The organism is Paraburkholderia polaris (assembly GCF_012927345.1).
Taxonomy (GTDB): Bacteria; Pseudomonadota; Gammaproteobacteria; order Burkholderiales; family Burkholderiaceae; genus Paraburkholderia; species Paraburkholderia polaris.
Genome location: NZ_JABBGJ010000013.1, coordinates 1 through 26,369, shown reverse-complemented (window position 1 = coordinate 26,369; position 26,369 = coordinate 1). Strand labels below are relative to the sequence as shown.

Below are 26,369 nucleotides of genomic sequence, written 5' to 3'. Positions count from 1 at the left end.
ATTCGCAATGCCGGTGCCACTCTGTGGCGTTCACGCTCACAAGCGAGTCTAGCTAAGATCCGCTCCGCCCATCTTTGAGGTCCGTAAAGGTGAGCGACGCGCACAGAAACACGTCCTCGATTGCCGCGGCGTGTTCGCTCATTGAGCCGCGGCCTGGTTCGCTTGAGGATCGGACGGTGGCGCTACGTTGGATAGCCCGTCGCATGCGCTCCAGTTCGTTGATTGTTGGAGCAGTCTTGGCGAGCAGCGCTGCGATTAACGTCTGGTATGCAAGGAGTTGCATCCGCATCTGAAGAATGTCTTCCATGAGCATCTCGTTCGTAAAGGTGCAGGCCATGCCCGGCGAGCGCACTGTTTGCGATTCCCAACATGTCGTCAATCGACCGTGTGGGACAGCTTCAATGTAACTGTCAATGAGCCTGTCTTGTCGTAGTCGAAGAGGCGTGACCTCACTTTCAGGATGCCGTCGAATCCCATCTCGTCCACCACCATTGTTACGTTGTCTCCGACAAGAGGAAGCTGATTTGCCGCGCGAGTCTGGATCGTGCGGTATGTGCCAAAGCCACCGGTGTACTCGTACACAACGGTTATTTCTTCGTTCATATGTGCGCCATTGGAAGTCTTGTTTCACAAAAGTCTCGCACAACTACGGATGCACCTGTTTTGCATCCTCGGAGGCTTTCGCCGGGTAATAGCGATCGCACCAGAGCGATTCGATAAAGCTGCTGAGGGCATGAAAAACCTTATGTGCAAAGGCTCGGGCAGGAATGACCTGTCCAAATAGCGGAGGCCAATCGACTCGACGTGCTGTGGATGTCAGCTCGAATTACCCACGCGGCGTGGCGGATGCGATCATGCCTTTGGCTGTTCCGCACAATAGATAGATGGCATGGCCAGTGCTCGATTCGAAGATGGCAGACGCAAATATCGGGCGCACAGATTGAAAGCGCCGCTGCATGTCACGTGATTTCTCGCCGACGTGCGAGCAGCACACCTATGCACCGCAATCACGGCGAGGAGCCGTAAATTGACGATTTGCAAACACGGACATGATGTGCCAATAGATTAAATATTTTCGAGTTTTAAAAAATTTTAATAAGTTAATTGTAAGCGCGTGTCGAAGTTCGATTATAGCTATCCAGTTTTGAATGACACTGCGAATTGATCATAGCCGCCAACATGTTGGTCGATTCAGTCATTGATTTATGGCCCGGATCATCCTTATGTACGATCGGTCTGACAAAATTGTCCGGCTCAAAGCAAGCAGGATAGGGCCAACTAATCGCCGGGGAAATTCTGATGGGGTATTCTTCAGCCGTTCACACTGCCAACGAAACGTCGCTCCATGTTTCGCCAGACATCGCCACCGTAAGGCGTGTCGGCATCGTGCTGTTTAGTGGCTTTGCCCTTCCTCAAGCCGCGGCGATCGCGGAGGTATTTCAGTCGGCGAATGCGCTCACCGAGAGCGACCGGCGCCACGGCATACGTTACCGAGTCAGTTTGTTGTCGGCCGCGGGCGGCAGGATTGACAGTTCTTCGTCGGTATTTGTGTGGACCGAAGACATCGAGGCACGCCGCCAGCCAGAGGGCTTTCACGCTTTGTTTATTGCTGGCGGCGCAGGCGTGAACAATGCACTACACGATGATGGCCTGATTGCCTGGTTGCGCCGGACTCATCCGAGAAGCGAACTGGTATTCCCCATCGGTGAAGGAAGGTTGCTGCTCGACGTTGCCGGTTTTAGGCAGGCCAGCAGCGCTAGGCGCCACGGCGAACGCACTGGTGACATCGTGCGGACCGCTGCAGATAGCAACCCTTCGAGCGCCTCGACCAGCCCATTGCGACACGCCCTTGCAGTGGTCGAGGAGGATCTTGGCGCCGAAGTCGCGCGTCAGATCGCTGATTGGGTTGCACCGTCCGGCGACAATCGTTTCACCGCTATCGTGCGCAAGAACACTTCGGCCGCCGTTAGCGAAGAAATCAAGAGGTCGGCGAGATGGCTGGAATCGAACGGTCATCGACCGGTCTCGATCAACGAAGCAGCTCAGGTCGCCGTCATGAGCGAGCGCAATTTCCTGAGACGTTTCAAGATTGAAATGGGCGTAACGCCCTCTGACTATTTGCTCCATGTGCGGCTTGATATGAGCTGCCGCCTCCTTCTTGAAAGCGATCTGCCGGTCGACAAAGTCGCACGTCGTTGCGGCATTGGATGCGGTGGCCGGCTCGCGAAACTCTTCCGCAAACATCTCGCGACAACGCCGGGAGAATACCGCGCCGGCAAGCGACTTTGAGCAACCAATGTTGCTTCGAGCGAAAAACGTAGCCTCCTTCGTCAGCAGCCGTCAAAGAGGACGAGGCAATTCGAATGTATGCGGTCTGCCTGGTCCATCGATTGACGGTGCGCCAATCGCGTCCGGTTCGGCCAAAAGCCGAATCGCTTCCGCCATGCGTGGTTATCTATTCGAATGAGGCTCTATGCTGCGGCGTGATCGGCGGAAGAGCGCGAAAAGCAGTTCGTCCGCGCGGGGGCGGCAGCCGATAGATCCCCCAAGGGCCAACCCACGCGCAATTTGACCGGGCGGCCCGTCATCGATCAAGCGAAGCGCCGTCGGCTGCGGGCGAGGCGTCGATGCGGGCAATCGCAGATCGACCATATAAAAGACATTCGGAGTTTCACATGCTAAAAGTGACTAAAGCAGTATTTCCAGTGGCAGGTCTTGGCACCCGGTTCCTCCCTGCCACGAAGGCTAGCCCGAAAGAGATGCTGCCGATCGTCGACAAGCCGCTGATTCAATACGCAGTGGAAGAGGCGATGGCGGCCGGCATCACCGAAATGATCTTTGTCACGGGCCGGAGTAAGCGTGCGATCGAAGACCATTTCGATAAGTCGTATGAAGTCGAAGCGGAGCTGGAGGCGCGCGGTAAGGAAAAGCTACTCGAGCTCGTGCGCAGCATCAAGCCGAGCCATGTCGATTGCTTTTACGTCCGCCAGCCGGAAGCGCTCGGCCTCGGCCACGCGGTGATGTGCGCCGAGAAACTGGTGGGTGACAACCCGTTCGCCGTGATTCTCGCGGACGACTTGCTGTACGGCACGCCGCCCGTGATGACGCAGATGATCGAGGTGTTCGACCACTATCACAGTTCGGTGATCGGGGTCGAAGAGATCCCGGCTGCGGACACGAAGTCGTACGGGATTATCGATGGTAAGGCGTGGGAGGAGGCGATCATCAAGATGTCGGGCATCGTCGAGAAACCGGAGCCAAGCGTGGCGCCTTCGAACCTCGGCGTGGTGGGGCGCTATGTGCTGAAGCCGCGCATCTTCAAACACCTTCGCTCGATTAAGCCGGGCGCAGGCGGCGAATTGCAGCTGACTGACGCCATTCAATCGCTGCTCGCCGATGAGCAGGTGCTGGCGTACAAGTATCGCGGAACGCGTTTCGACTGCGGCAGCAAGCTTGGCTACCTGAAGGCAACAGTGGAGTTCGCGTTGCGGCACCCCGAGGTACGCGCCGACTTCAGAGCGTATCTGGAGGAACACCTCTCTCTGATGCTTGACTGACGGCGCCGAGCGCGCCCCACAGCAAGCGTCTCGAGATCGATTAACAGACGCTTTTTGCCATCGCATGGTTGACCTGTCACGGCGTGCCGCCCGAGTCTTGGTTCCATCTTCATCGCTATGTGTCTCAGGCTGCGCAACGTCGCGCGGCTTTTTTATTGCTTCGGTCAAGAAATTTCAGATTGCATAGGAAACCGAAAATTGTGTCGAAGTAAGACTAGTCGTTGCAAGGGACGTAGCCTGTAACGCCGCAATTCGAGTCGTCTGCTGCGATTTGTCCTCGATCGCCAACCTATTATCCTAATCAGCCATCTAGCGACGCTATGCGCGCTGCTTATGTACGATTATCGAGACAGTTAAAACGGCTCGAAACGCAGCTGTAGGAGGCCACTTATTTTCGGGGGATGGCTGGATGGCAGTTTTTTTTGCCCGCGCTAGTCGCGATGCGGCTCAGCGTCAGGTAGTGCACGATGTGCGCGCAGTAAAACGTATCGGAATCGCACTGTTTAACGGCTTCGCGCTACCAGAGGCAGCCACGGTTGTGGAGATTTTTCAGTCAGCCAATGCGCTCGGTACGTCAATGCGTATCAATGGACCACGTTACGATGTCCACTTGCTGTCTGTCGGCGGTGGCAGGATAGCGAGTTCGTCATCGATGTTCGTTTGGACTGACAGCATCGAATCACGCGGTCACGCGGGTGATCTCCACGCGCTCTTCATTGCCGGCGGCGCTGCTGTTCACAGTATGCTCACCGAAGAGCGCATGGTCGACTGGCTGCGCCGGCTCGACTTGCGCCACGAGCAGATTTTTCCCATTGCGGAGGGGCGCTTGCTGCTCGATGCCGCTGAATCCCCGGATACATCCCGCAAACTGCGGCGCGGCGAGGGCGCTCATGCGATTGCGTGGAATGGATTGAATGTGTCTACATCCCAACGATCCAGCACTCCACTGCGAGCTGCACTAGCATTGATTGAAAAAGACTTTGGTGCGGAAGTGGCGCTCGAAATTACTGGCGTGGTGAGGTTGCGCTTCGAGGCGCAGTTTGCCGCCGCTCCGAATCAAAACGCGTTTGGAACTCCGAGTGAAAAAATTCGGGCATCCGCGCAGTGGTTGGAAATGAACTGCGGTAGAACGATCACGATCGAAGAAGCCGCACAATTCGTCGCGATGAGTGAGCGAAATTTCCTGCGTCGCTTCAAGGTGGAAATGGGTGTGACGCCGTCTGACTATCTTCTATACGTTCGCATTGATAAGTGCTGCCATCTTCTTTCTGAAACCGACCTTCCGGTTGACAAGATCGCGCGGCGTTGCGGAATGGGCAGCGGCGGACAACTCTCCAAAAATTTCCGCAGATATCTTGGTGTGACGCCGACTGAGTACCGGGCTAGCAAACGGTCCTTTAGCGAGGCGCGACGAGAGCTGATTTGAAGTCATTCGAGGTGCACCGGTGGAACGACCTGAAGTTGATCTACCGGATGCATGTCATTCGCCCATGAACGACGATGGCTATCAATACACCTCAGCCATGCTGAAGCTTGTACCCGTTGCGTCGCGTGCGGACGTGATCGGCGCCTTGTCAAGCTCCCAGGCAATTGCGATATCGGGATCGTCCCACCGCAACGTGCGTTCATGCTCGACAAAGCCACGCTCAGTTGTCTTGTAGAGTATCTCCGCGACATCCGACAATACCAGAGAGCCATGCGCGAATCCCGGCGGGATCCATAGTTGACAGCAGTTTGATGCCGATAGCCGCGCACTGATCCAGCGGCCGAATGTGGGCGACCAGCGTCGCAAATCGACTGCCACATCGACCACCTCACCGTTCAGCACGCGCACCAGTTTCCCCTGCGGGCGCTGGATCTGATAGTGCAGGCCACATAGCACATTATGGGCAGACACGGTGTGGTGCTCCTGCACGAACTGGTAGCCGCGCGCTACGTGCTCCTCGAATTCTTCCTGGTCGAAGCTGACAAAGGAAACGCCTCGTTTATCGGAGAGAATAGATGGCTCGATCAGCTTTACGTCGCGAATTGCCGTGTGCTTAACCCGAATTGGCATCTGTGGAAGATAAGATGAGAGATTGAAATCAACTTTGCAATGCTTGCCGCTCGACGGATGACGGTGAACACTGCGAGTTGGCCAGCGTCTCGTCAGTACGAGTGGGGTGTTGTGAATATGGCGCACACCGATCCAGCCGTTGCGCCATCGCCAAAATCTTGGCTACCTCGGTATCCCATCTGCTGGCGACAACTTCAATCTTCATTGTGTTGGCGCTTCTAAGTCCATGGATGGTACAAGAACGGTATTGGCCATTAGCGCCAAAAGATTGGTGCGACACGCCATTTGAAGGTTCAACCGGTAATTGCCAATTGACCGGTTCGGGTGGTGGATTCCAGGTCAACTTAGCTCGCCACGGTGTCGATAGAGCGGTTATCCATAGTCGGCGGAATCCTTCAATGTTTTGGCGGGCCGGCGCATATTGGATATAGGACTATCCGTCGCGGGCACCCGATTTCTTGTGGTGTTGGAGGCACAATCGCCGGGGGAGCCTCGATAGTCTCTCTACGTTCGTGCCATGCAGGACCGTACCCATTTCTGATCGCACATTGCCGCACGACCGAATATTCCTGTGCGTTTCGTCTGGAAAAGATTGACAACATGTTCGAGCCGTATGCGTAATGCCGCCTGCTCTCCCTATTGAAAATGCTTAGGTTAAGTTATCGCGGTACCAACGTGTGCATCGATCTGCTGACTTATCTCGTCGTGTCACAGCTAGTTAGGTATCGTCTGACCGACAGGTGGCTTACGGCGCGGCAAGTGGTCGAATCCACGCATCTTTGGATGTGTGTTAACGGCAGAATCGACTTGCTGCAGCGTGTAACGTTAGGCAGTTGGGCGCAGGATATCGCCGCACATGTGCTGCGAGTGACGAAGGTGCAATTCAACGCCGAAGCTTTAACAGGCGTATTTGTCGACTTCATTCACCTCGACTACCGGTCTCCAGTGGTAGCGGAAGCCCACCACGCCTGCGTAGTGCACGTAATGTTCGGGGCGAATTCTGCAGGACACCGGGAAAAGCGTGACATGCAATAGGGCGCTGCGACATCGCTATTGTCGGCTCATGCTGAAAGATAGTACGTGGGTGACGATGCGTGGGGTTCGCCGTTCGAAGACGGTTTGCGGGGCAAGGTGTCGCTATATGGCACTTTTCTGCTGGTGAAGTGCGCGGGACTTTGAGCGACTCGCAATGGAGCGCGCGACTCTGGAAGAGATAAGGAACAACAGTTTCTTTGGCGTTCTGGTGCAAACGTATGTCTGAATCGCATAGCGATTACCGACAACAATACTGTTCTCTCAAGCCTCCGGTGGTGGCCCTCGGAATAGCCGGAAGCTTCTTTAAACCGACACGATGTGTCGGTTTTTTTTTCTGACGTCAACTAGGCCCCTACCGGTTCGGTCGAAAGAACTCCCGCACGTCGATTCAGACGGCGGTGGCGAACGCGGCGCTGCAATCGACACACTGGTCGGCATCGCCAAACTGAATGGCCTTGATGCCGGGGCCTACCTGCGCCACATCATCGCTTTTATCGCCGAGCATCCTGTCAATCGCGTCGACGAACTGTCGCGATGGATCGTTGCTGATCTCCTTCAAGCCGACGCCGCCCGAATTCAACGGGCTGCCTTTGACTGCTCGATATCAACGCGCTGTCGAGAACGGTCTTGGTTGGACGGCTACGTTGCACCGAAAGCATCAATAGTAGCTTTTCAACACCCGTCACGTTGTCCTCTCATATGGACCAGTCGGCTGGCCGTACTGTACCCATCCCTGTGAACAACCATGTTCCATGTGGGCGGATGGAGCCACATCTTTGGCGGATACCTTTAGCAGAAAACACGCCGGCATGGTGTTCATGTAAGAAGGCAACGCCGTGTTGTGCAAGAGAGCGCGATTCTTGTTCGGAATATGCATGAATAAGACGGATGCAGCCAAACGTTTGTCATGAAACACGAAGCATCGGCCGGTAGTCTTGAAGAACCTCTACCGTTGCTCCTAAGTCGGTGAAATATATGGTAATTCTTCTTTCTATCCTCGCAAATTTCTGCTTCGGATTGGCGATCGTCTACCTGGTTTGCAGCGTGTTCTCCGCGTTGAAGGTCGGGAGGCGGCACTACCAGCCTTTGATATTTCTCGAGTTCCAGCCGCATCGGGCGCGTGGGGCCTGGGAACTATCACGGGCGAAACTGATGATGCGCTTGCGGCTATGGGCAATTCTTAGCGTGTTGATTGGTATTGCGTCTCTTACTGGGTATGTGTTTTTTTCCTAAAGGCCGCCAGCTCGTGCGCAGCCTCGTCGGCTGTCGTCTGCAATCAGCAAGGAAATTGGTGTCAGGCGGCCAGAATAGTGGCGCAACCTGCCAGGGGCATTTGCCTAAATGCGCCACGCCCGAGAACTTTTTTTGGTGATTCAGAAGACGGGGCTGAGCGCATATTCGAGCGACGGAAGAGTCGTCGATCGTCTTTCTTTCATTGGCGCCTTGTCGGTATTCGAGCTAACGCGCGGAAGGCGGAATCCGATGTACTTGACGAACCTTCGATGCGAGTCAAGTAGAGCGAATTTGCCGGGCTCCCTATAGCCTTGATGTCCGCGGATTTCGCCCCGACGTACGTAGGATAAGCGACTATCAGACTACCAAAGTCAGCGAGATCGGGGACCGATAGACGCTTCGATAACTCGCAAAAGAGGAGGCGCTCGCGACTTCCCGGCGCGTTGCTCCGGCGACTTATAGCAACTTTCCGCGGTTAGGCGCATGCGTTCGTCAGTTCCGAAAAATTCCTTTTCCGGGGCGTGATAAGCGAATGGGCTAAAACGCCAACATGTTGGCGTTTTCCGTCAGTCACACAATGTCGGAGAGTCGCCTATGTATGATGCACTGCAACTGAGGTCGAGGCACTTTTTGCGAGTAAGCGGTTGACGCAACGTCCGAAATGCGAAAGGGAAAGCGCAACTTTTCTGGCAACGCGAGTACCACTAGCGTTGCCAGTAGGAGAGAAATGAGCATTGACCGATTTGGATCGGAATACGTTTGTAGTCGAAAGACCGCGCATGGATTCTAAAGCAGTACGCGACTTTCACTTTGAATTCGCTCGCGCGATAGACGGGCGAAAGTCGGAAGTGGCTGGAGACGCCACGAATATCAAATCGGTTCGGTCCACCACAGATGCTGTTGTGTAGATGGACAAGTCCTTTTTTTGGACCTACGAACTACCCCGGTTGATGGATAACGATGACCCGTAACCGAAGGGTTTCGGTATTGTTTTTTTTAATTCGGCTGTGCAACTGTCCGTGCACCCAAGTCCATCGAAGTGGGCTGGAATCAACAGTTGCGCTATACGAAATGAATAGTGTTGAGCAAAAAACTGCTGTGCGAAGACTGCTCAAGTTGGAACTACGAATAGGACTGCATATGACGAAGACCTCAACGGATGAAGCTGTCGCGCACGCTGACGCCAGCAACGCCGTTTCGACGGAACAGGGGTTCTCCGTCGGGTCCGTTCGACTCGTTCCGGTGGTGCTCGCCGGCGGGGCTGGCTCACGGCTGTGGCCCATGTCGCGCGAACAGTATCCGAAGCAGTTGATTGACGTACTCGGTTCGGAATCGCTGCTGCAAGCTACCGTGCAGCGGATGAAAGGCTTCAATGCGCATGGGCGATTGGTGGGTACTCCGATTGTCGTCTGTGGAGACGAGCACCGTTTCGTTACGTCGGAACAGTTGCGTGAACAGGGTGTCGAGGCACGCATCGTGGTAGAACCGGCTCGCCGAGACACTGCGCCGGCACTCACATTGGCGGCCGCGATAGCGTGCGCGGATGGGGATGATGCGATCGTGCTGGTAATGCCGGCGGACCACGCGATCGTCGACGTCGCGGCCTTCCAGGCAGCAATCGCTCTGGCCGCACGGCACGCCGAGCGTGGCGCGATCGTGGCACTGGGTGTGCCGCCCACGCGTGCTGATACAGGCTTCGGCTATATCAAGCTTGGTGATGAGATGAGTGATGAAGCGCATCGCATTGAGCGCTTCGTCGAGAAGCCTGCGGCAGAAATTGCTGCTCAATACGTGGCGTCGAACCAGTACTGGTGGAATAGCGGCATCTTTGTTTTGCGCGCGAGTGTGTGGCTCGCGACGCTCAAGCGGCTCCAGCCGGCAATGTATGACGCATGTTTGCAGGCGCAGGCACAGGGTCACAGCGACGCTTCGTATTTCCGACCGGGCACGGAAGCGTTCAAGTCGTCCCCGGCCGACTCGATCGACTATGCGGTGATGGAACACCTCGGGTCGCAACAGGGCATCGCGGAGGGTGTCGTGGTGCCGCTCAGCGCGGGCTGGTCCGACCTCGGTTCGTGGGACGCGGTCTGGGATGCACTCGAGAAAGACGAAGACGGCAACGCTTCCCGCGGACGGGTTGTTTTCGAAGGCGCCACGTCCAGCTTTGCGCATTCCGAGAAGCGTCTGATCGCATGCGTTGGCGTGACCAACGTGGTGGTGGTTGAAACGGACGACGCCGTGCTGGTAGCCGACCGTTCCCGCGTCCAGGAAGTGAAGAGTTTGGTTACCCGGATGCGGGAATTGCAGGCGCCTGAAGCGGAGGTCCATCGCAAGGTGCGTCGTCCGTGGGGTTACTACGATTCGATTGACCACGGTGAACGCTTCCAGGTCAAGCGGATCGTTGTCAACCCGGGCGGTCGCCTGTCGCTGCAACTGCATCACCACCGTGCCGAACATTGGATCGTGGTGAGTGGCACCGCCTTGGTCACACGTGGCAACGAGGAATTCCTGTTGAGTGAGAACCAGTCGACGTTCATTCCGGTGGGCGTGACGCATCGACTCGAGAACCCTGGAAGGTTTCCGCTCGAGTTGATCGAAGTGCAATCCGGCTCATATCTCGGTGAAGACGACATTGTTCGGTTTGACGATACATACGGGCGGGCGTGACGCTTCGGCGAAGCACGCTGTTCACCTTCTGGCGGGGAAATCGCAACATGCTCGGAATACAAGGGTTATTGGCGCGGCTTGTCGACGTGATTCTCATCGTGGCCGGTGCGTTGCTGGCGTCTCGCATTCGCTTTGAGGATCTCGCGCAGACTCGGGTGGATGGCGCGTTCATTACGTTTTCGGTGGCGCTTGCTTTGGTCTCGTTTCCGGTATTCGGCCTCTATGAATCGTGGCGTGGTCGCTCATTGTTGCGTCTGAGCGGGCAGGTTTCGTTGGCGTGGCTGCTGGTCCAGGCGGGCGGGCTCGTGCTGATGTTCTCAGTGCATCGCACGGACATGATCTCGCGCCTCTGGTTCATCTATTGGACCGCGACGAGCGCCGCCGCGTTGATTGGCGCGCGATTGGTGCTGCATGGGGTGCTACGCAGCATGCGCTATGCCGGTATGAATCTGCGCAATGTCGCTGTGGTGGGCGGTGGCGAGCATTGCAGGGAAGTCGTTGGCAAGATGCAGGCGTCTCCGGCGAGTGGTTTCCGCGCGTCCGCGTTGTTCGAAGTCGGCGCAGAAGAAATTTTCGCGCCGAAGGGGGTGCCCGTATTCGACGACTTCGAGAAGTTCTCGGAATACGTGCGCAAGGATGGAATCCAGGAAATCTGGCTGGCGTTGCCGCTGTCCGAAGCGCAGATCATGTTACGTTTTGTTAGTGAATTCCGCGACGACCTCGTGAACATTCGCTTCATTCCAGATGTACGCAGCATGGCGCTGTTCGACCCAGGGGTAGTCGATCTGATTGGCGCGCCGGCGATCAGCCTCGTTGCGTCGCCATTGCCAGCGCGAGCGATGGTGCAGAAAGAGATCTTCGACCGCCTGTTTGCCGCGCTGGCGTTGCTCGCTCTGACACCACTGTTGGCGGTCGTCGCGATTGCGGTGAAGTGCTCGTCGCGCGGGCCCGTGTTTTTTACGCAGTATCGCAAAGGCGCGGATGGTCACGTGTTCAAGATCTATAAGTTCCGGACCATGCGCGCTCATGCTGAGAAAAAAGGCATCGTGACTCAAGCGACTAAGGGCGATCCGCGAATTACTCGTGTGGGTGCGATCCTGCGCCGGACGAGTCTCGATGAATTGCCGCAGTTTATTAACGTGCTTCGCGGTGAAATGTCGGTAGTTGGACCGCGTCCGCACGCGATTGAGCATGACGAGGTGTATCAGAAGGTAGTGGACGGCTATATCCATCGCTACCGGATAAAACCTGGCATTACCGGCTGGGCGCAGATTAACGGATACAGGGGAGAGACCGACCAGATCGAGAAGATGCAGGGCAGAGTCGAACACGACCTGTATTACCTGTGCAATTGGTCATTTGGACTCGACATGCGAATTGTCGCTGCCACCATAGCGAAGGGTTTCGTTCATAGCAACGCGTATTGAAGAACCTGGGAATAAACGTGGCGAGTTGAGCAGGCTGGATTCACCTTCCTCTGAAGGTGGTCCGCGGGCTCGTTGCGTCCCGGCAAACATTGTTCAATGCGCTCACCATCGGTCCATGCTGTTCATGGATCGCGCGACAAATAATCGGTTTTTCAGAATACTTCGTCATGAATATGGACGCCCGAAACACGCTGAGCATCGCTTTGACAAAATTTATGTATTTTAAGCTTGAGAACCTAAAAATGTTAATCGGCGTATGCGCAATGACCGCGTTAAGCGGTTGCGTGTTCGCGCCCGGTATGAAATTCGATGCCAATACACCGCTCGATGCATCAACACCCGCTTCGGTTCCAAGCGTTATCGATATAACGCCGACCTTGGTGGCGCAAAACAGCGTCGCGCGTCGAAAGACGGAGATGCAGGACGCGGGCTATAGCGACCTCATGCGCAAACCGCCGATCTATAAAATCGGCCCGGCCGATGTCCTGTCCGTCATTGTGTGGGATCACCCCGAATTGGTGATGCCGAATATCACTTACACAATTGGTTCGACTAGCGGCAATCTGCCGACTGCCGCAGGCCTGAGTACACAAAGCTTGCCGGGCTACATTGTCAGCCAGGACGGTTACATTCAGTTCCCTTATATCGGGACCTTGAAGGTTGCGGGTTTGACGGAAGTTGAAGCCAATCGCGCTCTCACTGCGCAACTCGATAAATACCTGAAGAGCCCGCAGATCACCCTTCGTGTGATTGGCTATCGCAGCCAGAAGGTGTTTATCGACGGCGAGGTTCGGGGCGCCGGCCTTCAATCGATCACCGATATGCCGATGACGTTGCCGCTGGCACTCAATGAAGCTGGGGGCATCGCGAGTACGGGAGACCCCACCCGGATAGCGTTGAGCCGCGGTGGCAAGACATACACGATCAGCATTCCACAACTCGTTGCAAATGGCGTCAATCCCAACGACATCGGCTTACTTGATAACGACGTCCTTCATATTCCCCAACTGCTGGATAGTCGCGTCTATGTAATGGGTGAGGTCACGCGGCAATCGGCAGTTCCGTTTCGTTCCGATGGGCGTCTGAGTCTCAGCGAGGCGCTTGGCGATGCAGGCGGGGTCAATCCGGTCAGCGCCGATCCAAACGGGATCTACGTCATTCGTCCGATTGCTGCCGGCGCAGTCCCTCTCGTGTATCGCCTTGAGAGCCGTTCCCCGACCGCACTGGGTCTCGCGCAGAACTTCCAGTTGCAAGCGGGCGATCTGGTCTATGTCGAAGCCGCTGGCGTTGTCAGGTGGAACCGCCTGGTGTCGCAACTGGTGGGCGGGACGACCGGTGCTTACTACCTGCAGCACACTATTACGCCTAACTGATGATTCGATCTGTTCTTACCGTTTGCGTCGGGAACATCTGCCGCAGTCCGATGGCAGAAGCCCTGTTACGCGCCAAATTGCCGGAGCTGGAGATCGCCTCGGCGGGACTGGCGGCGCCCTCAGGCGCGCTCGCGGACCCGACGGCACAGGAGCTCATGCTGGAACGCGGCATGAATATCAGTGCGCATCGTGCCACGCGCGTCATTCCGCCGAGCATTGCGGGGAGTGATCTCATCCTCGTCATGGACCTCGAGCAGAAGTCGACGATCGAGCGAGAGCACCCGATAGCAAGAGGAAAGGTTTTTCGGTTAGGAGAGTTCGGCAAGTTTGAGATCTTTGATCCGTTTCGCCTCGGACGAGAAGAGTTTGTGAAGTGCCTGAACTTGATAGATCAAGGAGTGGACGCCTGGGTCAAGCGGATTCACGCAGTAGCGTAATTGATCCCGCGTCGGCCATGACGTCGAACGTCACCTCAAACATCGAATAGAGCAAGATGAAAGAAATAAACCCGCAGTTCAACGAGAACGAGCGTGATGATGAGTTTGATTTCATCACCCTATTGGACATCCTGCTTCAGAATCGTTGGCTGATCGTTGGATCCGCCGTGGTCTTCCTGGTGATCGGCGGACTCTACGCGTTGCTCGCCAAGCCCATCTACTCCGCCGACATCAGCGTCCAGGTTGAGGACAGTCCGGACACGTCCGCCGCGAAGAGCTTGATCGGCGACGTGTCTTCGCTATTCGAGGTCAAGTCGACGGCTGCGGCGGAAGCTCAGATACTAGGCTCGCGCATGGTGGTGACGAATGCGGTCGAGAACCTTCTGCTGTACATCAACGCCAAGCCGCGCTATTTCCCATTGATTGGCGAACGTATCGCCAAGAAAAACAAGCAACTCTCGGAGCCGGGGCTGTTCGGGTTCGGCGGCTTTGCCTGGGGCAACGAGAAGATTGCCGTCAAGCAATTCGATGTTCCCGCAGAAATCTATGACAAAGAATTCAATCTGATTTCTGTTAAGAACGGACACTACAGAATCTCAAGCTCCGTCCTCGATGAGGATCTAACTGGGACTATCGGGCAACCGTTGCAGTTCAATACATCGGCGGGGCCGGCCACATTGCTGGTGGATTCGATTCACGCCCGCCCGGGAGCCAGGTTCGTACTGAGCAGGAGTTCGAAACTCAAAACCATATCGGACTTGCAGGATGCGCTCGACATTCAGGAGAAGGTGAAACAGTCTGGCGTGGTGATTGCCACTCTGCAGAACCCGGATCCCGATCTGGTTTCGCACGAGCTGAATGAGATTGCCCATCAGTACATTAAGCAAAACATCGAACGGAAGTCGGCGGACGCGGCGCAATCGCTTGATTTCCTCAATTCCCGTCTGCCGGCACTCAAGCATGAACTTGAGGAATCCGAGCAGCGTTACACGACACTGCGGAATGCCAAGGGCACGGTCGATCTAACTGAAGAGGCTAAGCTGTCGCTCGGTCAGGCCGCGGACGCGCAAACCAGAATGCTCGAACTGCGTCAGAAGCGCGACGAACTGGAGACACGATTCAACCCTTCGCATCCTTCGATCATCGCATTGAACGAGCAGATTGCAGCGTTGGCCGCGCAAGCTTCCACGTATGACCAGCAAGTCAAACGCCTCCCAGACATTCAGCAGGACGTGGTGCGCCTGATGCTCGACGTGCAGATCAACACGAACCTTTACACCGCGCTCCTCAACAGTGCGCAGCAGCTCCAGTTGGTCAAGGCCGGTAAGGTCGGGAACGTCCGTTGGGTCGATCACGCGGCAATCCCTGAAATTCCGGTCAAGCCGAAGAAACTGCTCGTTCTTGCGATTGCCACTGTATTGGGAATTTTTGTTGGAGTAGGGATTGCATTTCTGCGCGACATGCTGTTTCGCGGCGTTGAAGATCCGAGTCAGATCGAACGTTTCACGGGGCTCAACGTCTATGCCACGATTCCGTTCAGTCAAAATCAGTTGATGCTGGCGAGAAAGCTTGGGGAAAAGGGCAACTCGCCATCGATTCTCAGTACAACCCATCCCAAGGAAGCAGCCGTAGAAAGCCTGAGGAGTTTCCGCACCGCGTTGCAGTTTGCAATGCTCGAGGCCCGGAATAATGTCGTATTGCTCACCGGTCCGGCTCCTGGCGTTGGGAAGTCTTTCGTATCGACCAACTTCGCCACCATTCTCGCGGCGGCCGGAAAGCGGGTACTGCTGATTGACGGTGACATGCGTAAGGGCTACCTGCAGCAATATTTCGGTTTGGAGCGCGCGGGTGGATTTTCCGAAGTCATTTCAGGCTCGATAACGCTGGCGCAAGCAACGCACCGAAACGTCGTCGAAAACCTCGACTTTTTGTCCACAGGTGTATTACCGCCCAATCCTGCCGAGTTGCTGTTGAACGAACGTGTACCTAAGCTTTTCCAGGAAGCTTCTGCTCTGTATGACATTGTGGTCATCGACTCTCCTCCGGTTCTCGTCGCGGCGGATGCACCGACGATTGCCCTGAGCGTAGGCGCGACGTTCCTTGTTGCGCGATCGGGTGTAACGAAGATCGGTGAGATCGCAGAGTCCGCCAAGCGGTTGGCGCAAGTGGGAGTTCTGGTCAATGGTGTGCTGTTCAACGGCATTCGTTCTGGCATTGGCCGTTATTCGTACGGTTCCAAGTACGGAAGCTATCGCTACGCCGCGTACAACTACGCACCGCCGGATAAAAGTTGAACCAGTGAAGGGGCGTTCGTGATCCAGACTTGAGGCACAAACGCCGCTAGGCCAGTCAACGCCTCACCAGCCTAATTCGCAAGGTATTCTGATCAATGAGCAACGTTCTTTATTCCGGCTTTCGACACGACCACCATAATGACGGGGCTGGTTATGACCGGGTCGTTCCTGACGGAGCAGCGTATGTCTGCGGGAATGTCCTGCCATTTGGAAAGCGGCCGATAGGAACTAAAGGGCGAAGCCTCAACTTCCTGATTGTGGATATCCTGACTTTCCTCAGGGGGCTTCGGTTCCCTGTGATTCACTACATCTATCCTGAGAATACAGCTTACGTGTCGTCCTTCATATTGAAGGCGCTCGGCAAGAGGATTGTTTTTACTATCCACCTCAACGAGGACTTCTGGGTCGGTAAGCCTAGCAGTCTGTTCTACAAGTTGAAGCAACTGAATCTTCGGTGCGCCGACTTCGTCATCACTTTGAGTCAGGATCAGGAGCACCGTTTGCATGATATTTTTCCCGGAAAGACGGTGAAGTTCTTGAAGCACGGGCTCGAATTTAAGAACGAAACGCTCTCTAGCGAAATTGTGGCATCGCGTCGAAGCGCGTCGAAATTGCTGGTGGTCGGAAATAACTATCGGGATTTCGATACGTTGAAGAAGATCGCGACCGACCTGAAGAAACACAATATGGAGTTGCATCTGGTTGGCACCGGCCTATCCGGTGCGGATTTCAACGGATCGTCTGAGAAGGTGGTCGTTCACGGCAGATTGACCGCCAGCGAGTACGAGAAGCTGCTGCTTGAATCATTCGCGATGGTGTTGCCCCTCACGTTTGCGACGGCCAACAACGCGTTGCTCGAGGCGCACAAATTCGCGCTACCCGCCATTTGCAGTGACATTGACGGCGTGAGTGACTATGCGACTTCCAGCACGCGGTTCTTCACGTCGGTCGACGAATTCTGGCGCGAGATTGATAGTTTGAGGGCGCTTTCCGTCGACGAGTATTCGTCTCTGTGCTTTGCCGGTCGAGACGATGCGGAAAAGATCTACGACTGGTCCGTGCTCCAGAAAGACACACAAGAATTTTTCTCAATAGAGTGAGATTGTCTGATGTTCACCTGAGGATCTAATTGAGATTTCCATGAAGATATTTTATTTGAATCAATTGTATTCGCCTCATGTCGCGGGCGGCTCGGAGATTTGTCTTCAGGAAGAAGCGCATGGGATGCTGGCGCGCGGGCATGAGGTTACGGTGCTCGCGACAGGCCCAACACCCGGCATTACGATCGACCACGTCAACGGCGTGAAGGTCATTCGAGCCGGTACAAATAACGTCTACTGGCACTACAAGAAAGAGCAGCGTTCATTCGTCCAGGGAAAGACCTGGCATATCAAGGATAGCTATAACGCTTCGATGGCCACCATTGTCGAGACCGTGCTGGACACGGAGGCGCCGGATCTGGTTGCGGTTCATACGCTTCCGGGCTGGTCCGCGGCCGCGTGGCAAGCGATTGCAAACAAGAACATCCCAATCGTTCAGGTCCTGCATGATCTTTACCACCTTTGCCCCACCACGCAGATGTTTAAAGGCGGGGAGGTATGTGAACAGCGGTGCATTAGCTGCCGTCTGCTCAGAGTGCGCAGCCGCGGTGCTTCTAGCGTGGTCTCTGCTGTCGTAGGCGTTAGCCGCTTTGTACTGGATAAGCATCTGTCGGCGGGATTTTTCAGCAACGCCTCGATCAGAAAGGTCGTGTTCAATGCCCGAAGCCTAAAGGGAGAAGACGTCATTAGCACGTCCGAGACCCGTACGTCTTCCGACGTGCGATTCGGCTTCATTGGTACGCTCTCGCAAGCGAAGGGGCTCGAGTTCCTATTGAATCAGTTTTCAGGGAAGCTGCCAGGAGCAACGCTGTCCATCGCAGGTCGTGGCGATCCGGCATATGTTGATCCGCTCAAGCAAAAATACGAGAGCGAATCGGTCCGCTTTCTGGGCTACGTGAAGCCGAACGACTTTTTTGCCTCGATCGACGTTCTCGTCGTGCCTTCGCTTTGGAATGACACCTATCCCGGTGTGGTCGTTGAGGCGCATATCTACGGGGTGCCGGTGATCGGCTCGGCCAGGGGGGGGATTCCGGAAATCATCACTGAGAAGGTGACAGGATTGATTTTCGAGCCTACGGAAGACGGTGCGTTGCTCAAGACCATGAAGCATTTTGTGGACGCCCCGGAGCAGGTAAAAAAGATGGGCGCAGCAGCGAAAGAGTCAAGCAAGTCGATGGTCGACATCAAATCGTGGCTCGACACCTACGAGAACATCTATATGAACCTTCTGGAGGCCACCGTTGGCTGAGCGCCGGTTTCTGACGAGGTTGCTGCTAGGTGTCTGGATCGTTGCGGTCTTTTCCGACGCTACGGCAGGCATATTGCGGTTCGCGCTCGCTAGTGTTGGGCTCGTGTGGGTCAGCTATTTGCCGAAGGCGCTGGTAGTGGCTTTTGGCATTTTTGCCATTTTCAGAAAGACGAGATCCTTTGTGCAACTCGGTTCGTTTACGATTCTGGCATTTGCGGCAGTGATCGGCATCGCAAACGGATTGCGATTCGAGCAGATCGCATCTGCCTTCATGCTATTCATGCCGCTTATTTTCGGCGCGGAATGTTTCGATAACTTCGACAGATCTCGTTCCGTAGTTGTCAAGTGGCTGCTCCTTGTCTACGCAGTCAGTTGCGTTGGCGTTTTGCTCACCAACTTCGTCTCCGTGCCATGGTCGGAATTGGCCTATAACGTTGGCGACGTCGCTGTTGAGGGCGTAAGAAGCTGGTCGTACGAAGGATTCAACCGGCCACCCGGATTCACGCGTAGCTCGGTCGCAGTGGCGACCATTCTGATGATCAGTACGTGTCTGCTGTATCCCGTGGCCTGGAACAAGAGCAAGATCGTTGCCATTGTGCTAGTGATTGTCGGGGTCGGATGTGCCGTCGTCAGTACCACCAAGGGCGTGGTGGCGGCAATCGTACTGGCCTTATTCATATTTTCGCTGCCAAGAAAGCTTTATAGCCTCGCCACCGGCTCCTTTGTCGTGCTGATCATGGTGATTCCACTCAGTACGGTGTTCGTCAGATATACGTTGGGGTTCGATAACCCGTTCATCGCTTTTCTGACCCTCAGCTTTGACGAACGGCTTACGAATACGTGGCCCAACGGTATCGATATTGTTTGGCGTTATGGAATCCCATTTATGGGAAGGGGCTTGGGAGGGGTAGGCACTGCGGCGAGATATCTTGGGGATTCTGGCGGTCCGCTCGCCTCCGCCTCCGTGATGGATAACTTTGCCTTGTATATGTACGGGCATTTCGGCTTAATCGGTATTGCGCTCTTCGTCTATATGGCGCGTTGCGCAGTCAAGTTGATCAAACGCACAGACCCCTTTGATCGCGGCCTCGGACTTTGTCTGCTCGCGCTGCTAATTAGCGGCCTCAGTATGGATTTTATTGAAAGTTTGCCGGCAACCATCGTTGTCGGAATGGCGCTTGCCGCGGCTGCGCGGCGCCGGACGAAGCCCGTTATTAAATTTACACGGGCATTTTCTCCCGAATCGACTCTGACAGGATACGGCGCATGAGCATCTTCAATCGCTGCGCTTCGATCTACGTGTCCTACCATAGCGAAAAGTACATTGATTGTTTTCTGGGCAGGCACCGGCAGGAGTTAGGGGAAACGGTACTGATCGTTAATTCAACGCCCGAGAAATACGCGGGGGATCTTTCAGACGTCAAGTGTCTGGAGGCTCGAAAGAATGTCGGATTTGCCGCAGCAAATAACCTTGGCATCGTCGGGCTATCTGGCGGCGCGCACGACTTCATTATTTTCATCAATCCCGACGTTGTTATGCCGCAGGGGTGGTTGGGCTCGTTTTCAAAGATTTGCGACTTACCCGAGTATCGGGATGTTGGGGTCTTCACGGGCCCGCTACTCGGCTATTCTTTCGCTCGCGACGAACCTACAGGCCTGATAGACAGCCTCGGGATTTGGCGAACCAGTTATGGCAAATGGTTCGATAAGCAGCAAGGCCAGCCGACCACAGCGCCCGATTCAGTGATCACTGAACCTCAGGAAGTGCCGGCCGTATGCGGGGCACTGATGGTTGTACGGAAGAAGGTAATCGAAGAGCTTGTCTCTGAGTACGGTTTTTTCTTCGACGAATCCTACTTTATGTACAAGGAGGATATCGAGGTTTCACTAAGAATTCGCCGGAAAGGTTGGCGGACACTTTTGCATCCGAGCCTCGCCGCTTACCACTGCAGGGGCTGGGACCCCAATCGGGGTGCGATGCCCAAGTGGACCCGTTCAATCTCGTCTCGTAACGAGCTGAAGATGCATTTGCGACATCAGTGGCGGGGTGTGCCCTATTCGTTGTTGAAATATCTGTACGTTAAGTTGATGGAAAAATGAAACAGCAACGGCAAATTTGCTCGATACAGGTGTTGCGGGGTGCCGCCGCGCTGCTAGTGGTGGTACATCACGCGTGCAACTTCCTGGTCGAGCACACTTTCGGCGGGGGGTACGATTTCAAAATCGGTGCGATCGGGGTCGACATATTTTTTATCATTAGTGGCTTCATCATGTACTGCAGTACGTTGGGACACAAGGGCAGCCTTAAAGAAACCCTTGCTTTTTGGAAAAAAAGAATAGTTCGAATTGTCCCATTGTATTGGCTGATCACTGCCTTCATTGTGATTGCCTCATTCGCGCAGCCAGCATCAGCTTCGTCAGCAGCGGTAACGCTCACCGGGTTTGTTAAATCGATTCTGTTCATTCCTTACGTCAGTACCGGTGGACTAATGCAGCCAGTGGTCGGGCAAGGGTGGACCCTGAATTACGAAATGTTCTTCTATGCGGTGCTTGGATGTGTTCTGCTGGTATCGCCACGCCATACGCTGGTAGGGATCGCCGCCGTCTTCGCCATCTTTCAGTTTTCTGCCTGGTGTGCTTCTGGGAAATCTGTCGTATTGGGTTTCTACGCGAGCCCAATGATGCTCGAGTTCGTTGCTGGGGTGGTTCTAGCAAAGCTGTACCTGAGGCATCAATTGCCCCCCCAATGGTTATTGAACTGCGGGATCGTTCTGGGAGCATTTCTCCTGACACGTGATCAGGGATTCAAGGCGTACTTTTCATCCGAATGGCATCGGATCGCCGTTTGGGGCGTGTTCTCGTTCATTCTTGTTGCCGGACTGCTGCGAAGCGAATCTTGGTGGTCGAGCAAGGCCCCACGAATCATGACATTTCTGGGCAATGCGTCATACTCCATTTATCTATCGCACGTCGTCGCGTTCTCAATTTTTTGGAAAGTGCTGGCGCGGCTTCCTGTCGCTCATGAGCCGCCGGCCGCTGCGGTGTTGGTCACCCTTTGCCTGTTCGCGACGCTTTTTGGTTCCGCCTTGTATTGGTTTGTGGAACGTGGGCTGACGAAGATCTTTTCCGGTAGCAAGCATCGTCTTGTGATTCAGAGTTGATATTTGAAAAGGCCTGCTAATCCAACCTAACGCATATGATGGTATTTTGATGAGTGAATCACTACGACACAGCGTCTTAAGCGGTTTGTTCTGGTCCCTGTTGCAAAACTGGGGCGGCCGGCTCGTAACGTTTATTCTATTTACGATTCTCGCGCGTCTATTGGGGCCGCGAGATTTCGGCGTGTTCGCGGCCGCCGTCGCGGTCATCTCGATTCTTGAGATCTTCGTCGAGCAGGGATTGGGAGACGCTCTGATTCAGAAGGAACATGTGTCGCTGGAGTTGCTGAATACAACGTTCCTTCTCAATCTCACGCTGTCGATAGTGCTGGTTTCGTTGCTAGTCGCGTTCGCGCCGCTCGTGGCGGCGCTGATGAAGGTTCCGCAACTGACCAACATCCTGCGGGTGGCGTGCATCAGCACGCTGATCAACGCGTTCGGCTTCTGTCAGCAGGCGATGTACCGAAGGAATTTCGCTTATAGATGGTTGGCGCTAAGGTTTCTGATCGCCACGGCTATTTCGGGAATCGTGGGCGTTGCTGTCGCTTACGCCGGGGGAGGCGCGTGGAGCCTAGTTGCTCAGGTCGTCTGCGCGTCGCTGATCAATGTCGGACTGCTGTGGGCTAAGCCGCAGTGGAAATTGTCCGCAAGATTTGATTTCAGAGAGGGAGCGACGCTGCTGCGCTTCAGTTCGAACATATTGGGTATGCGAATACTCGATTTTGGCAACACCCGGTTTATTGAGATTTTCATCGCTGCGACGCTGGGCCCGACCGTGCTCGGTATCTACGCCGTCGGGGTGCGTATTTATCAGATATCCATGCAGTTACTGAGTTCCGCGATCCTGGATGTTGCCCATAGCGGCTTTTCCCGGCTGGCGAAAGATCGCGAAAAGTTCAACCTGGCGTACTACAAGGCAACAACAATTAGCGCGACGTTGGCGGTACCTTGCTTTGTGCTTCTGGCTACGGTCGCTCCAGAATTGTGCATTAGCCTTTTTGGACAAAAGTGGGCAAATAGCGCGCAGGTATTGACGCCCATGGCGCTGCTAGGCGCGGTTCAGGTTATCCAGTTTTATAACGGGGCGAGTTTTAATGCGCTGGGTATGCCGGTTGTAACCCTCGCGATAAACCTTGTAAAAATTGCCTTCACGGCCTTTTCGTTGTGGATAACGCTGGGAAGCGATCTTGACCATATGGTGGTTGCGTTTGCTATCGCCCAGGCACTGGTAACTCCACTCAATTTTTATCTGGCGAAGAGAAAGCTGGGCATCGATCTTGGGAGATTGTTCAAGAATGTCTATCCCGTCTTTCTCGCCTGCGGGGTAATGGCCGGTGCAGTGATCATGTGCCGGTCGTTCCTGAGCCACCATGAGCTTTCAATTTATGTGAAATTCCCGGCTTTGCTGGGAGTTGGTGCGGGGGTATATCTGGCTTTGTTGATCTTGTTTATTAAGAAAAATTATCTTGAAGTTTTGAATGTATTTGAATTGAGAAGGCACAGTCCAGCATGAACGATATCGCCAAAAAAAGCACGATTCCCATGTTTTACTGGTCAGCCGAGCGAAACTTCGGCGATGAGCTCTCCAGCGCCGTTGTCGAATGGGTTTCGGGATACCCCACAAAGCTAGTGGAGACAAATTACGCAAACAAGCTGGTTGCAGTTGGCTCAATCCTTGAGCGGGCACGTAACGGCGATATCATATGGGGCAGCGGTGTCCACCCGACGCAGCATGATCTGTTCTGGCAGAAGCCGGTCCGTAAGTGGTATCGAAAAACGCAGGAAAGAGAGACGGACATTGAGGTGTGGGCGATACGCGGGCCGCTTTCGAGAGACGCCCTGCTTTATCGCGGTGTGGAGTGCCCAGAGCGCTTCGGCGATCCGGGCGTTCTGACTGCGCTTGTCTATCCAAAGAGCAGAGATCCGAATAAGAAGTGGGGTTTGATTCCTCATTTCAGGGATAAAGATGTGCTGGACGGTAACGATATTCATGTCATTAACGTCCATGACAAGTGGGAGAATGTGGTTGATCAGATAATTCAGTGTGAATGCATTATCTCTTCGTCGCTACATGGGATTGTGGTGGCGGAGGCATATGGAGTGCCGGCAATATGGCTGAGAACCCTGAGCGGCGAGGGCTTCATCAAATACATGGACTACTACGCGGGGACGGGACGTATTCCTAACCCACGTTATAGCCTTGACGATGCATTGAAAACGCCGTTTCCGCCGGTGCCGGATTTGCGCCCGTCGCAGCAGGATCTTATTTCGGCGTTCGATAAATCCAAAGTCAAGCGTATCGTGATCTAGCCGCGTCAAATGCGTGACGGACACGATGATAACTGTCCACAAGCTCCGAAGTTGGCGCGTTCGCTGCCTCATGGGCGATCCGCGCCGAGTCTAACTCAATACGGTGAGCCATGAAACGCAACGTATTAAGAGCCCTATATTTTTTGTCGGTTTTGGGGGTCCCGCTCCACCTCCTGGCTTCGCAGCCGCAGATAACCGTGAAGAGCGGCGCGCCGTCCAATGTATTTGTCGCGACAGATCCGGAATTCGATACCGTTGGAGGCAATCAGACCGGCTGGACTCTGACAAGCTGGAAGCAGTCGATCATTGCGTCGGGTGTTCTGAATGGTTCCGGGAAGCTCAGTTTCAAGGGCATGCAAACCGGGTATTACAAGCTGACCATCTCCGGAGATCCGAATCCCATATATTTTGGTGTCTTGCCAAGAATTGTCTCATCGCCGGATAACCGGGTGGCGTCCGATAGCGCGCATAGCTGGATCGTGCCGCCGGATCACCTCAAGCTGGTTGGGGAGTTGGAGAGATTAGCCGGACTGAAAACCGTGCGCGATCGCTTTAGCTGGTCCCAGATTCAGCCGACGCCAGGCCCGTTCGCATGGCGTAACTATGACAAGAGCGCTTCTGTCATGCAGTCGAATGGAATAGAGACGCTGGGGGTTTTTCACGATGCCCCCAAATGGACTCGCGGAAAATTTAACAAATTGCCGGATAACCTGCTTGCCCTGAATAGTTTTTGCAGTGCAGCCAGCGCCCACTTCAAGGGCCGCGTTAGCGCCTGGGAGTTCTGGAACGAAGAAGATATCGGGTTCAACACGGATCCTGCATGGAATTTCGCGGCGGGGCAGAAGGCATGTTATCTCGGCTTCAAACAGGGAAATCCGGGCGCTATCGTCCTGCTTGGTTCGGTGGCCCAGCCTATGAAGAAAGGTAGTTTGCTAGATGTAATCTTCTCAAATGGAGCGTCGGACTATTTCGATGTCTTCAACTTCCACATCTACCTGCCGTCGCGGAAGCCGAGTGTTCTACTCGATAAGATGGTCGACTCCAACCAAGCTATTCTGAATGCGCACTCAATTCGAAAGCCATTCTGGGTGACGGAAGTGGGATTGGGCTTTGAAGGCGACGGCCGGGCAAAGACGGAAGTGAATGGTCAGGTCCACGCTGAACATGACGCGGCGCAGGAGATTGAGCAGGCCAACGCGCTGGTGCGATCACAGTTGATGTTGATGGCGTTGGGGAGTCAGCGCAGTTTTTCGTTTATTTTTCCGCCGCTCAATGAGAAGAATAAAGTGTGGGGATTCTTGAGGTGGGACTATAGCGTCAAGCCGGCTTACGTCGCGCTAGCAAATCTGAACTATCAGCTACAGGGTAAATCGTATAGCGGTACTGTGAACTTGGGCAATTCAGTCACGGGATATCTTTTTGGTGGAGGGAGCGATCAAGTTTTGATCATTCCTGACGCGGATAGAAACGTGCTTTCCGCTAAATTCGCTCTCGGTGACAGGGTAAAAGCTTATGACCTGATGGGGACGCCGGTCACGGATCTCCAGACGGTGGACGGTACAGCGATTTACCTTAGGGGTTTAAATGGTCTTGTGGCCGAGTCTACCGCATTCGCGGCGGTCTACGACAAGGCCAAGCCATCCAATATCGTGGTCAATGTCAAAGTTGATAGCGGATTTCAGGTGAAGGATCGAGTTTGGGTCGTGGGCAGTGACGGTTCGGCGATATTGGACGTCTACAACTTCGCGGATCAGCCGCAAACGGGAGCAATTACAGCCGATTTGGGGCCGAACAACGTTGCTATACAGGGGCTGCCGCAAAGTGTAACGCTCGCGGCGAAATCCATGCGAAGTTTTCCGGTACACCTGGTATCTCGTGAATCCGCTTCGTCATTGCGGTTATGGATAGAGTTCGCGGGAGACAGGCGGATTGCGGCCGTCGTGCCATTTGCTTCGAATTAGCGATTGCTCGAACCGGCCCGCGTCGATCTAAAGCGTGGATGCGCGGCCGGTATAGGCCGGTAGCGAGACGTATGCTTCTTACGCGGAACGCGTCGGTTAAACAGAGCGCCGACGCTTCCCGCCAATGCGGCGCAGTCTGCCCAAACACGCTAGCCAGCTTCTCGTTCGACATGCGTGAACTTGACGGACGCTTTGCCGTCCACCGCGGTGTACGCCGCGGGGTTGACGATCAGCGCAGGCCGCACGTCTCGAACAACCGCACGGACCTGGTCCAGATTGGACAGATCCAGCGTGGCGCGGTCGACCGCGACTACGTTGCCGAGCCCTTGCAGCGTACGCGCGAGCTCGAAGCCAACCTGGCCATTTACCCCGGTGACGAGAATCGTCCGCCTGGCATCATGTGCGCTCATACGGTAACCCCTTATGCGTAGACTTCAGCATCGGCAAGACGCTTGCCTGCCGCGTCTTTCGCGGCCAGCAACGGCTCGAAGTCAATCGGCCACTCGATACCC

The 26,369-nt window shown here is 54.9% G+C and carries 19 protein-coding genes and 3 pseudogenes; 17 read left to right on the top strand and 5 right to left on the bottom strand.

The window, feature by feature from the left end; translation table 11 throughout:
• Positions 1–52: 52 nt before the first annotated feature.
• Both HHL24_RS13710 and HHL24_RS13705 read right to left on the bottom strand, forming a co-directional pair.
• On the bottom strand, positions 53–307 hold the full coding sequence (locus HHL24_RS13710; protein WP_169486005.1) for a hypothetical protein: 255 nt from the start codon (positions 305–307) through the stop codon (positions 53–55).
• A gap of 68 nt (positions 308–375) precedes the next feature.
• Positions 376–603, bottom strand: coding sequence for a hypothetical protein (locus HHL24_RS13705; RefSeq protein WP_169486004.1), 228 nt, complete (start codon positions 601–603; stop codon positions 376–378).
• 696 nt (positions 604–1,299) lie between these two features.
• Here HHL24_RS13705 and HHL24_RS13700 point away from each other — a divergent pair.
• From HHL24_RS13700 to HHL24_RS13690, 3 genes are all read left to right on the top strand, one after another.
• Complete coding sequence (locus HHL24_RS13700; RefSeq protein ID WP_169486003.1) at positions 1,300–2,289, top strand: GlxA family transcriptional regulator; 990 nt, start codon at positions 1,300–1,302, stop codon at positions 2,287–2,289.
• 386 nt (positions 2,290–2,675) lie between these two features.
• Positions 2,676–3,557 carry a UTP--glucose-1-phosphate uridylyltransferase GalU gene (gene galU, locus HHL24_RS13695; RefSeq protein WP_169486002.1) on the top strand — a complete coding sequence of 294 codons (882 nt, stop codon included), beginning with the start codon at positions 2,676–2,678 and terminating at the stop codon, positions 3,555–3,557.
• Between the two features lie 409 nt (positions 3,558–3,966).
• A complete protein-coding gene (locus HHL24_RS13690; RefSeq protein ID WP_169486001.1) occupies positions 3,967–4,983 on the top strand; it encodes a GlxA family transcriptional regulator in 1,017 nt (338 codons plus the stop codon).
• An 81-nt stretch (positions 4,984–5,064) separates the two neighbouring features.
• On the opposite strand, the gene rfbC is transcribed toward HHL24_RS13690, so the two are convergent.
• Complete coding sequence (gene rfbC / locus HHL24_RS13685) at positions 5,065–5,613, bottom strand: dTDP-4-dehydrorhamnose 3,5-epimerase (protein WP_169486120.1); 549 nt, start codon at positions 5,611–5,613, stop codon at positions 5,065–5,067.
• Between the two features lie 1,414 nt (positions 5,614–7,027).
• Here rfbC and HHL24_RS45320 point away from each other — a divergent pair.
• From HHL24_RS45320 to HHL24_RS43975, 14 genes and pseudogenes are all read left to right on the top strand, one after another.
• Positions 7,028–7,207, top strand: a pseudogene (locus HHL24_RS45320) (transposase domain-containing protein); the annotation flags it as partial.
• 1,814 nt (positions 7,208–9,021) lie between these two features.
• Positions 9,022–10,548 (top strand): mannose-1-phosphate guanylyltransferase/mannose-6-phosphate isomerase, encoded by a 1,527-nt coding sequence (locus tag HHL24_RS13675; protein WP_169485999.1) that lies wholly within the window; start codon positions 9,022–9,024, stop codon positions 10,546–10,548.
• Positions 10,549–10,595: 47 nt separating this feature from the next.
• On the top strand, positions 10,596–11,975 hold the full coding sequence (locus HHL24_RS13670; RefSeq protein WP_169485998.1) for an undecaprenyl-phosphate glucose phosphotransferase: 1,380 nt from the start codon (positions 10,596–10,598) through the stop codon (positions 11,973–11,975).
• 167 nt (positions 11,976–12,142) lie between these two features.
• Complete coding sequence (locus tag HHL24_RS13665) at positions 12,143–13,348, top strand: polysaccharide biosynthesis/export family protein (protein ID WP_230417447.1); 1,206 nt, start codon at positions 12,143–12,145, stop codon at positions 13,346–13,348.
• Positions 13,348–13,785: a low molecular weight protein-tyrosine-phosphatase gene (locus tag HHL24_RS13660; RefSeq protein ID WP_169485997.1), complete on the top strand. Its 438-nt coding sequence runs from the start codon at positions 13,348–13,350 to the stop codon at positions 13,783–13,785. The genes HHL24_RS13665 and HHL24_RS13660 overlap by 1 nt, the downstream gene beginning before the upstream one ends.
• Positions 13,786–13,841: 56 nt before the next feature.
• Positions 13,842–16,079: a polysaccharide biosynthesis tyrosine autokinase gene (locus tag HHL24_RS13655; protein ID WP_169485996.1), complete on the top strand. Its 2,238-nt coding sequence runs from the start codon at positions 13,842–13,844 to the stop codon at positions 16,077–16,079.
• 95 nt (positions 16,080–16,174) lie between these two features.
• Entirely contained in the window at positions 16,175–17,179 is a 1,005-nt protein-coding gene (locus tag HHL24_RS13650) for a glycosyltransferase (RefSeq protein WP_169485995.1), read from the top strand.
• A gap of 40 nt (positions 17,180–17,219) precedes the next feature.
• On the top strand, positions 17,220–18,428 hold the full coding sequence (locus tag HHL24_RS13645; RefSeq protein ID WP_169485994.1) for a glycosyltransferase family 4 protein: 1,209 nt from the start codon (positions 17,220–17,222) through the stop codon (positions 18,426–18,428).
• Entirely contained in the window at positions 18,421–19,698 is a 1,278-nt protein-coding gene (locus HHL24_RS13640) for a hypothetical protein (protein WP_169485993.1), read from the top strand. The genes HHL24_RS13645 and HHL24_RS13640 overlap by 8 nt, the downstream gene beginning before the upstream one ends.
• Entirely contained in the window at positions 19,695–20,528 is an 834-nt protein-coding gene (locus tag HHL24_RS13635; protein ID WP_169485992.1) for a glycosyltransferase family protein, read from the top strand. The genes HHL24_RS13640 and HHL24_RS13635 overlap by 4 nt, the downstream gene beginning before the upstream one ends.
• A complete protein-coding gene (locus HHL24_RS13630; protein ID WP_169485991.1) occupies positions 20,525–21,589 on the top strand; it encodes an acyltransferase family protein in 1,065 nt (354 codons plus the stop codon). Before HHL24_RS13635 ends, HHL24_RS13630 begins: the two co-directional genes overlap by 4 nt.
• Before the next feature lie 49 nt (positions 21,590–21,638).
• Positions 21,639–23,099: a lipopolysaccharide biosynthesis protein gene (locus HHL24_RS13625; protein WP_169485990.1), complete on the top strand. Its 1,461-nt coding sequence runs from the start codon at positions 21,639–21,641 to the stop codon at positions 23,097–23,099.
• Positions 23,096–23,896, top strand: coding sequence for a polysaccharide pyruvyl transferase family protein (locus HHL24_RS13620; RefSeq protein ID WP_169485989.1), 801 nt, complete (start codon positions 23,096–23,098; stop codon positions 23,894–23,896). Before HHL24_RS13625 ends, HHL24_RS13620 begins: the two co-directional genes overlap by 4 nt.
• Before the next feature lie 110 nt (positions 23,897–24,006).
• Positions 24,007–25,857 (top strand): endo-1,4-beta-xylanase, encoded by a 1,851-nt coding sequence (locus tag HHL24_RS43975; protein WP_230417446.1) that lies wholly within the window; start codon positions 24,007–24,009, stop codon positions 25,855–25,857.
• Between the two features lie 197 nt (positions 25,858–26,054).
• Here HHL24_RS43975 and HHL24_RS13610 read toward each other — a convergent pair.
• Positions 26,055–26,267 (bottom strand): annotated as a pseudogene (locus HHL24_RS13610) (sugar nucleotide-binding protein); the annotation flags it as partial.
• A gap of 11 nt (positions 26,268–26,278) precedes the next feature.
• Positions 26,279–26,369, bottom strand: a pseudogene (locus HHL24_RS13605) (dTDP-4-dehydrorhamnose 3,5-epimerase); the annotation flags it as partial.

Excerpts from the sequence above, each read along its gene's own strand:
- HHL24_RS13710 (WP_169486005.1), bottom strand. The coding sequence starts at position 307 with ATGGAAGACATTCTTCAGATGCGGATGCAACTCCTTGCATACCAGACG.
- HHL24_RS13705 (WP_169486004.1), bottom strand. The coding sequence starts at position 603 with ATGAACGAAGAAATAACCGTTGTGTACGAGTACACCGGTGGCTTTGGC.
- HHL24_RS13700 (WP_169486003.1), top strand. The coding sequence starts at position 1,300 with ATGGGGTATTCTTCAGCCGTTCACACTGCCAACGAAACGTCGCTCCAT.
- galU (WP_169486002.1), top strand. The coding sequence starts at position 2,676 with ATGCTAAAAGTGACTAAAGCAGTATTTCCAGTGGCAGGTCTTGGCACC.
- HHL24_RS13690 (WP_169486001.1), top strand. The coding sequence starts at position 3,967 with ATGGCAGTTTTTTTTGCCCGCGCTAGTCGCGATGCGGCTCAGCGTCAG.
- rfbC (WP_169486120.1), bottom strand. The coding sequence starts at position 5,613 with ATGCCAATTCGGGTTAAGCACACGGCAATTCGCGACGTAAAGCTGATC.
- HHL24_RS13675 (WP_169485999.1), top strand. The coding sequence starts at position 9,022 with ATGACGAAGACCTCAACGGATGAAGCTGTCGCGCACGCTGACGCCAGC.
- HHL24_RS13670 (WP_169485998.1), top strand. The coding sequence starts at position 10,596 with ATGCTCGGAATACAAGGGTTATTGGCGCGGCTTGTCGACGTGATTCTC.
- HHL24_RS13665 (WP_230417447.1), top strand. The coding sequence starts at position 12,143 with ATGAATATGGACGCCCGAAACACGCTGAGCATCGCTTTGACAAAATTT.
- HHL24_RS13660 (WP_169485997.1), top strand. The coding sequence starts at position 13,348 with ATGATTCGATCTGTTCTTACCGTTTGCGTCGGGAACATCTGCCGCAGT.
- HHL24_RS13655 (WP_169485996.1), top strand. The coding sequence starts at position 13,842 with ATGAAAGAAATAAACCCGCAGTTCAACGAGAACGAGCGTGATGATGAG.
- HHL24_RS13650 (WP_169485995.1), top strand. The coding sequence starts at position 16,175 with ATGAGCAACGTTCTTTATTCCGGCTTTCGACACGACCACCATAATGAC.
- HHL24_RS13645 (WP_169485994.1), top strand. The coding sequence starts at position 17,220 with ATGAAGATATTTTATTTGAATCAATTGTATTCGCCTCATGTCGCGGGC.
- HHL24_RS13635 (WP_169485992.1), top strand. The coding sequence starts at position 19,695 with ATGAGCATCTTCAATCGCTGCGCTTCGATCTACGTGTCCTACCATAGC.
- HHL24_RS13630 (WP_169485991.1), top strand. The coding sequence starts at position 20,525 with ATGAAACAGCAACGGCAAATTTGCTCGATACAGGTGTTGCGGGGTGCC.
- HHL24_RS13625 (WP_169485990.1), top strand. The coding sequence starts at position 21,639 with ATGAGTGAATCACTACGACACAGCGTCTTAAGCGGTTTGTTCTGGTCC.
- HHL24_RS13620 (WP_169485989.1), top strand. The coding sequence starts at position 23,096 with ATGAACGATATCGCCAAAAAAAGCACGATTCCCATGTTTTACTGGTCA.
- HHL24_RS43975 (WP_230417446.1), top strand. The coding sequence starts at position 24,007 with ATGAAACGCAACGTATTAAGAGCCCTATATTTTTTGTCGGTTTTGGGG.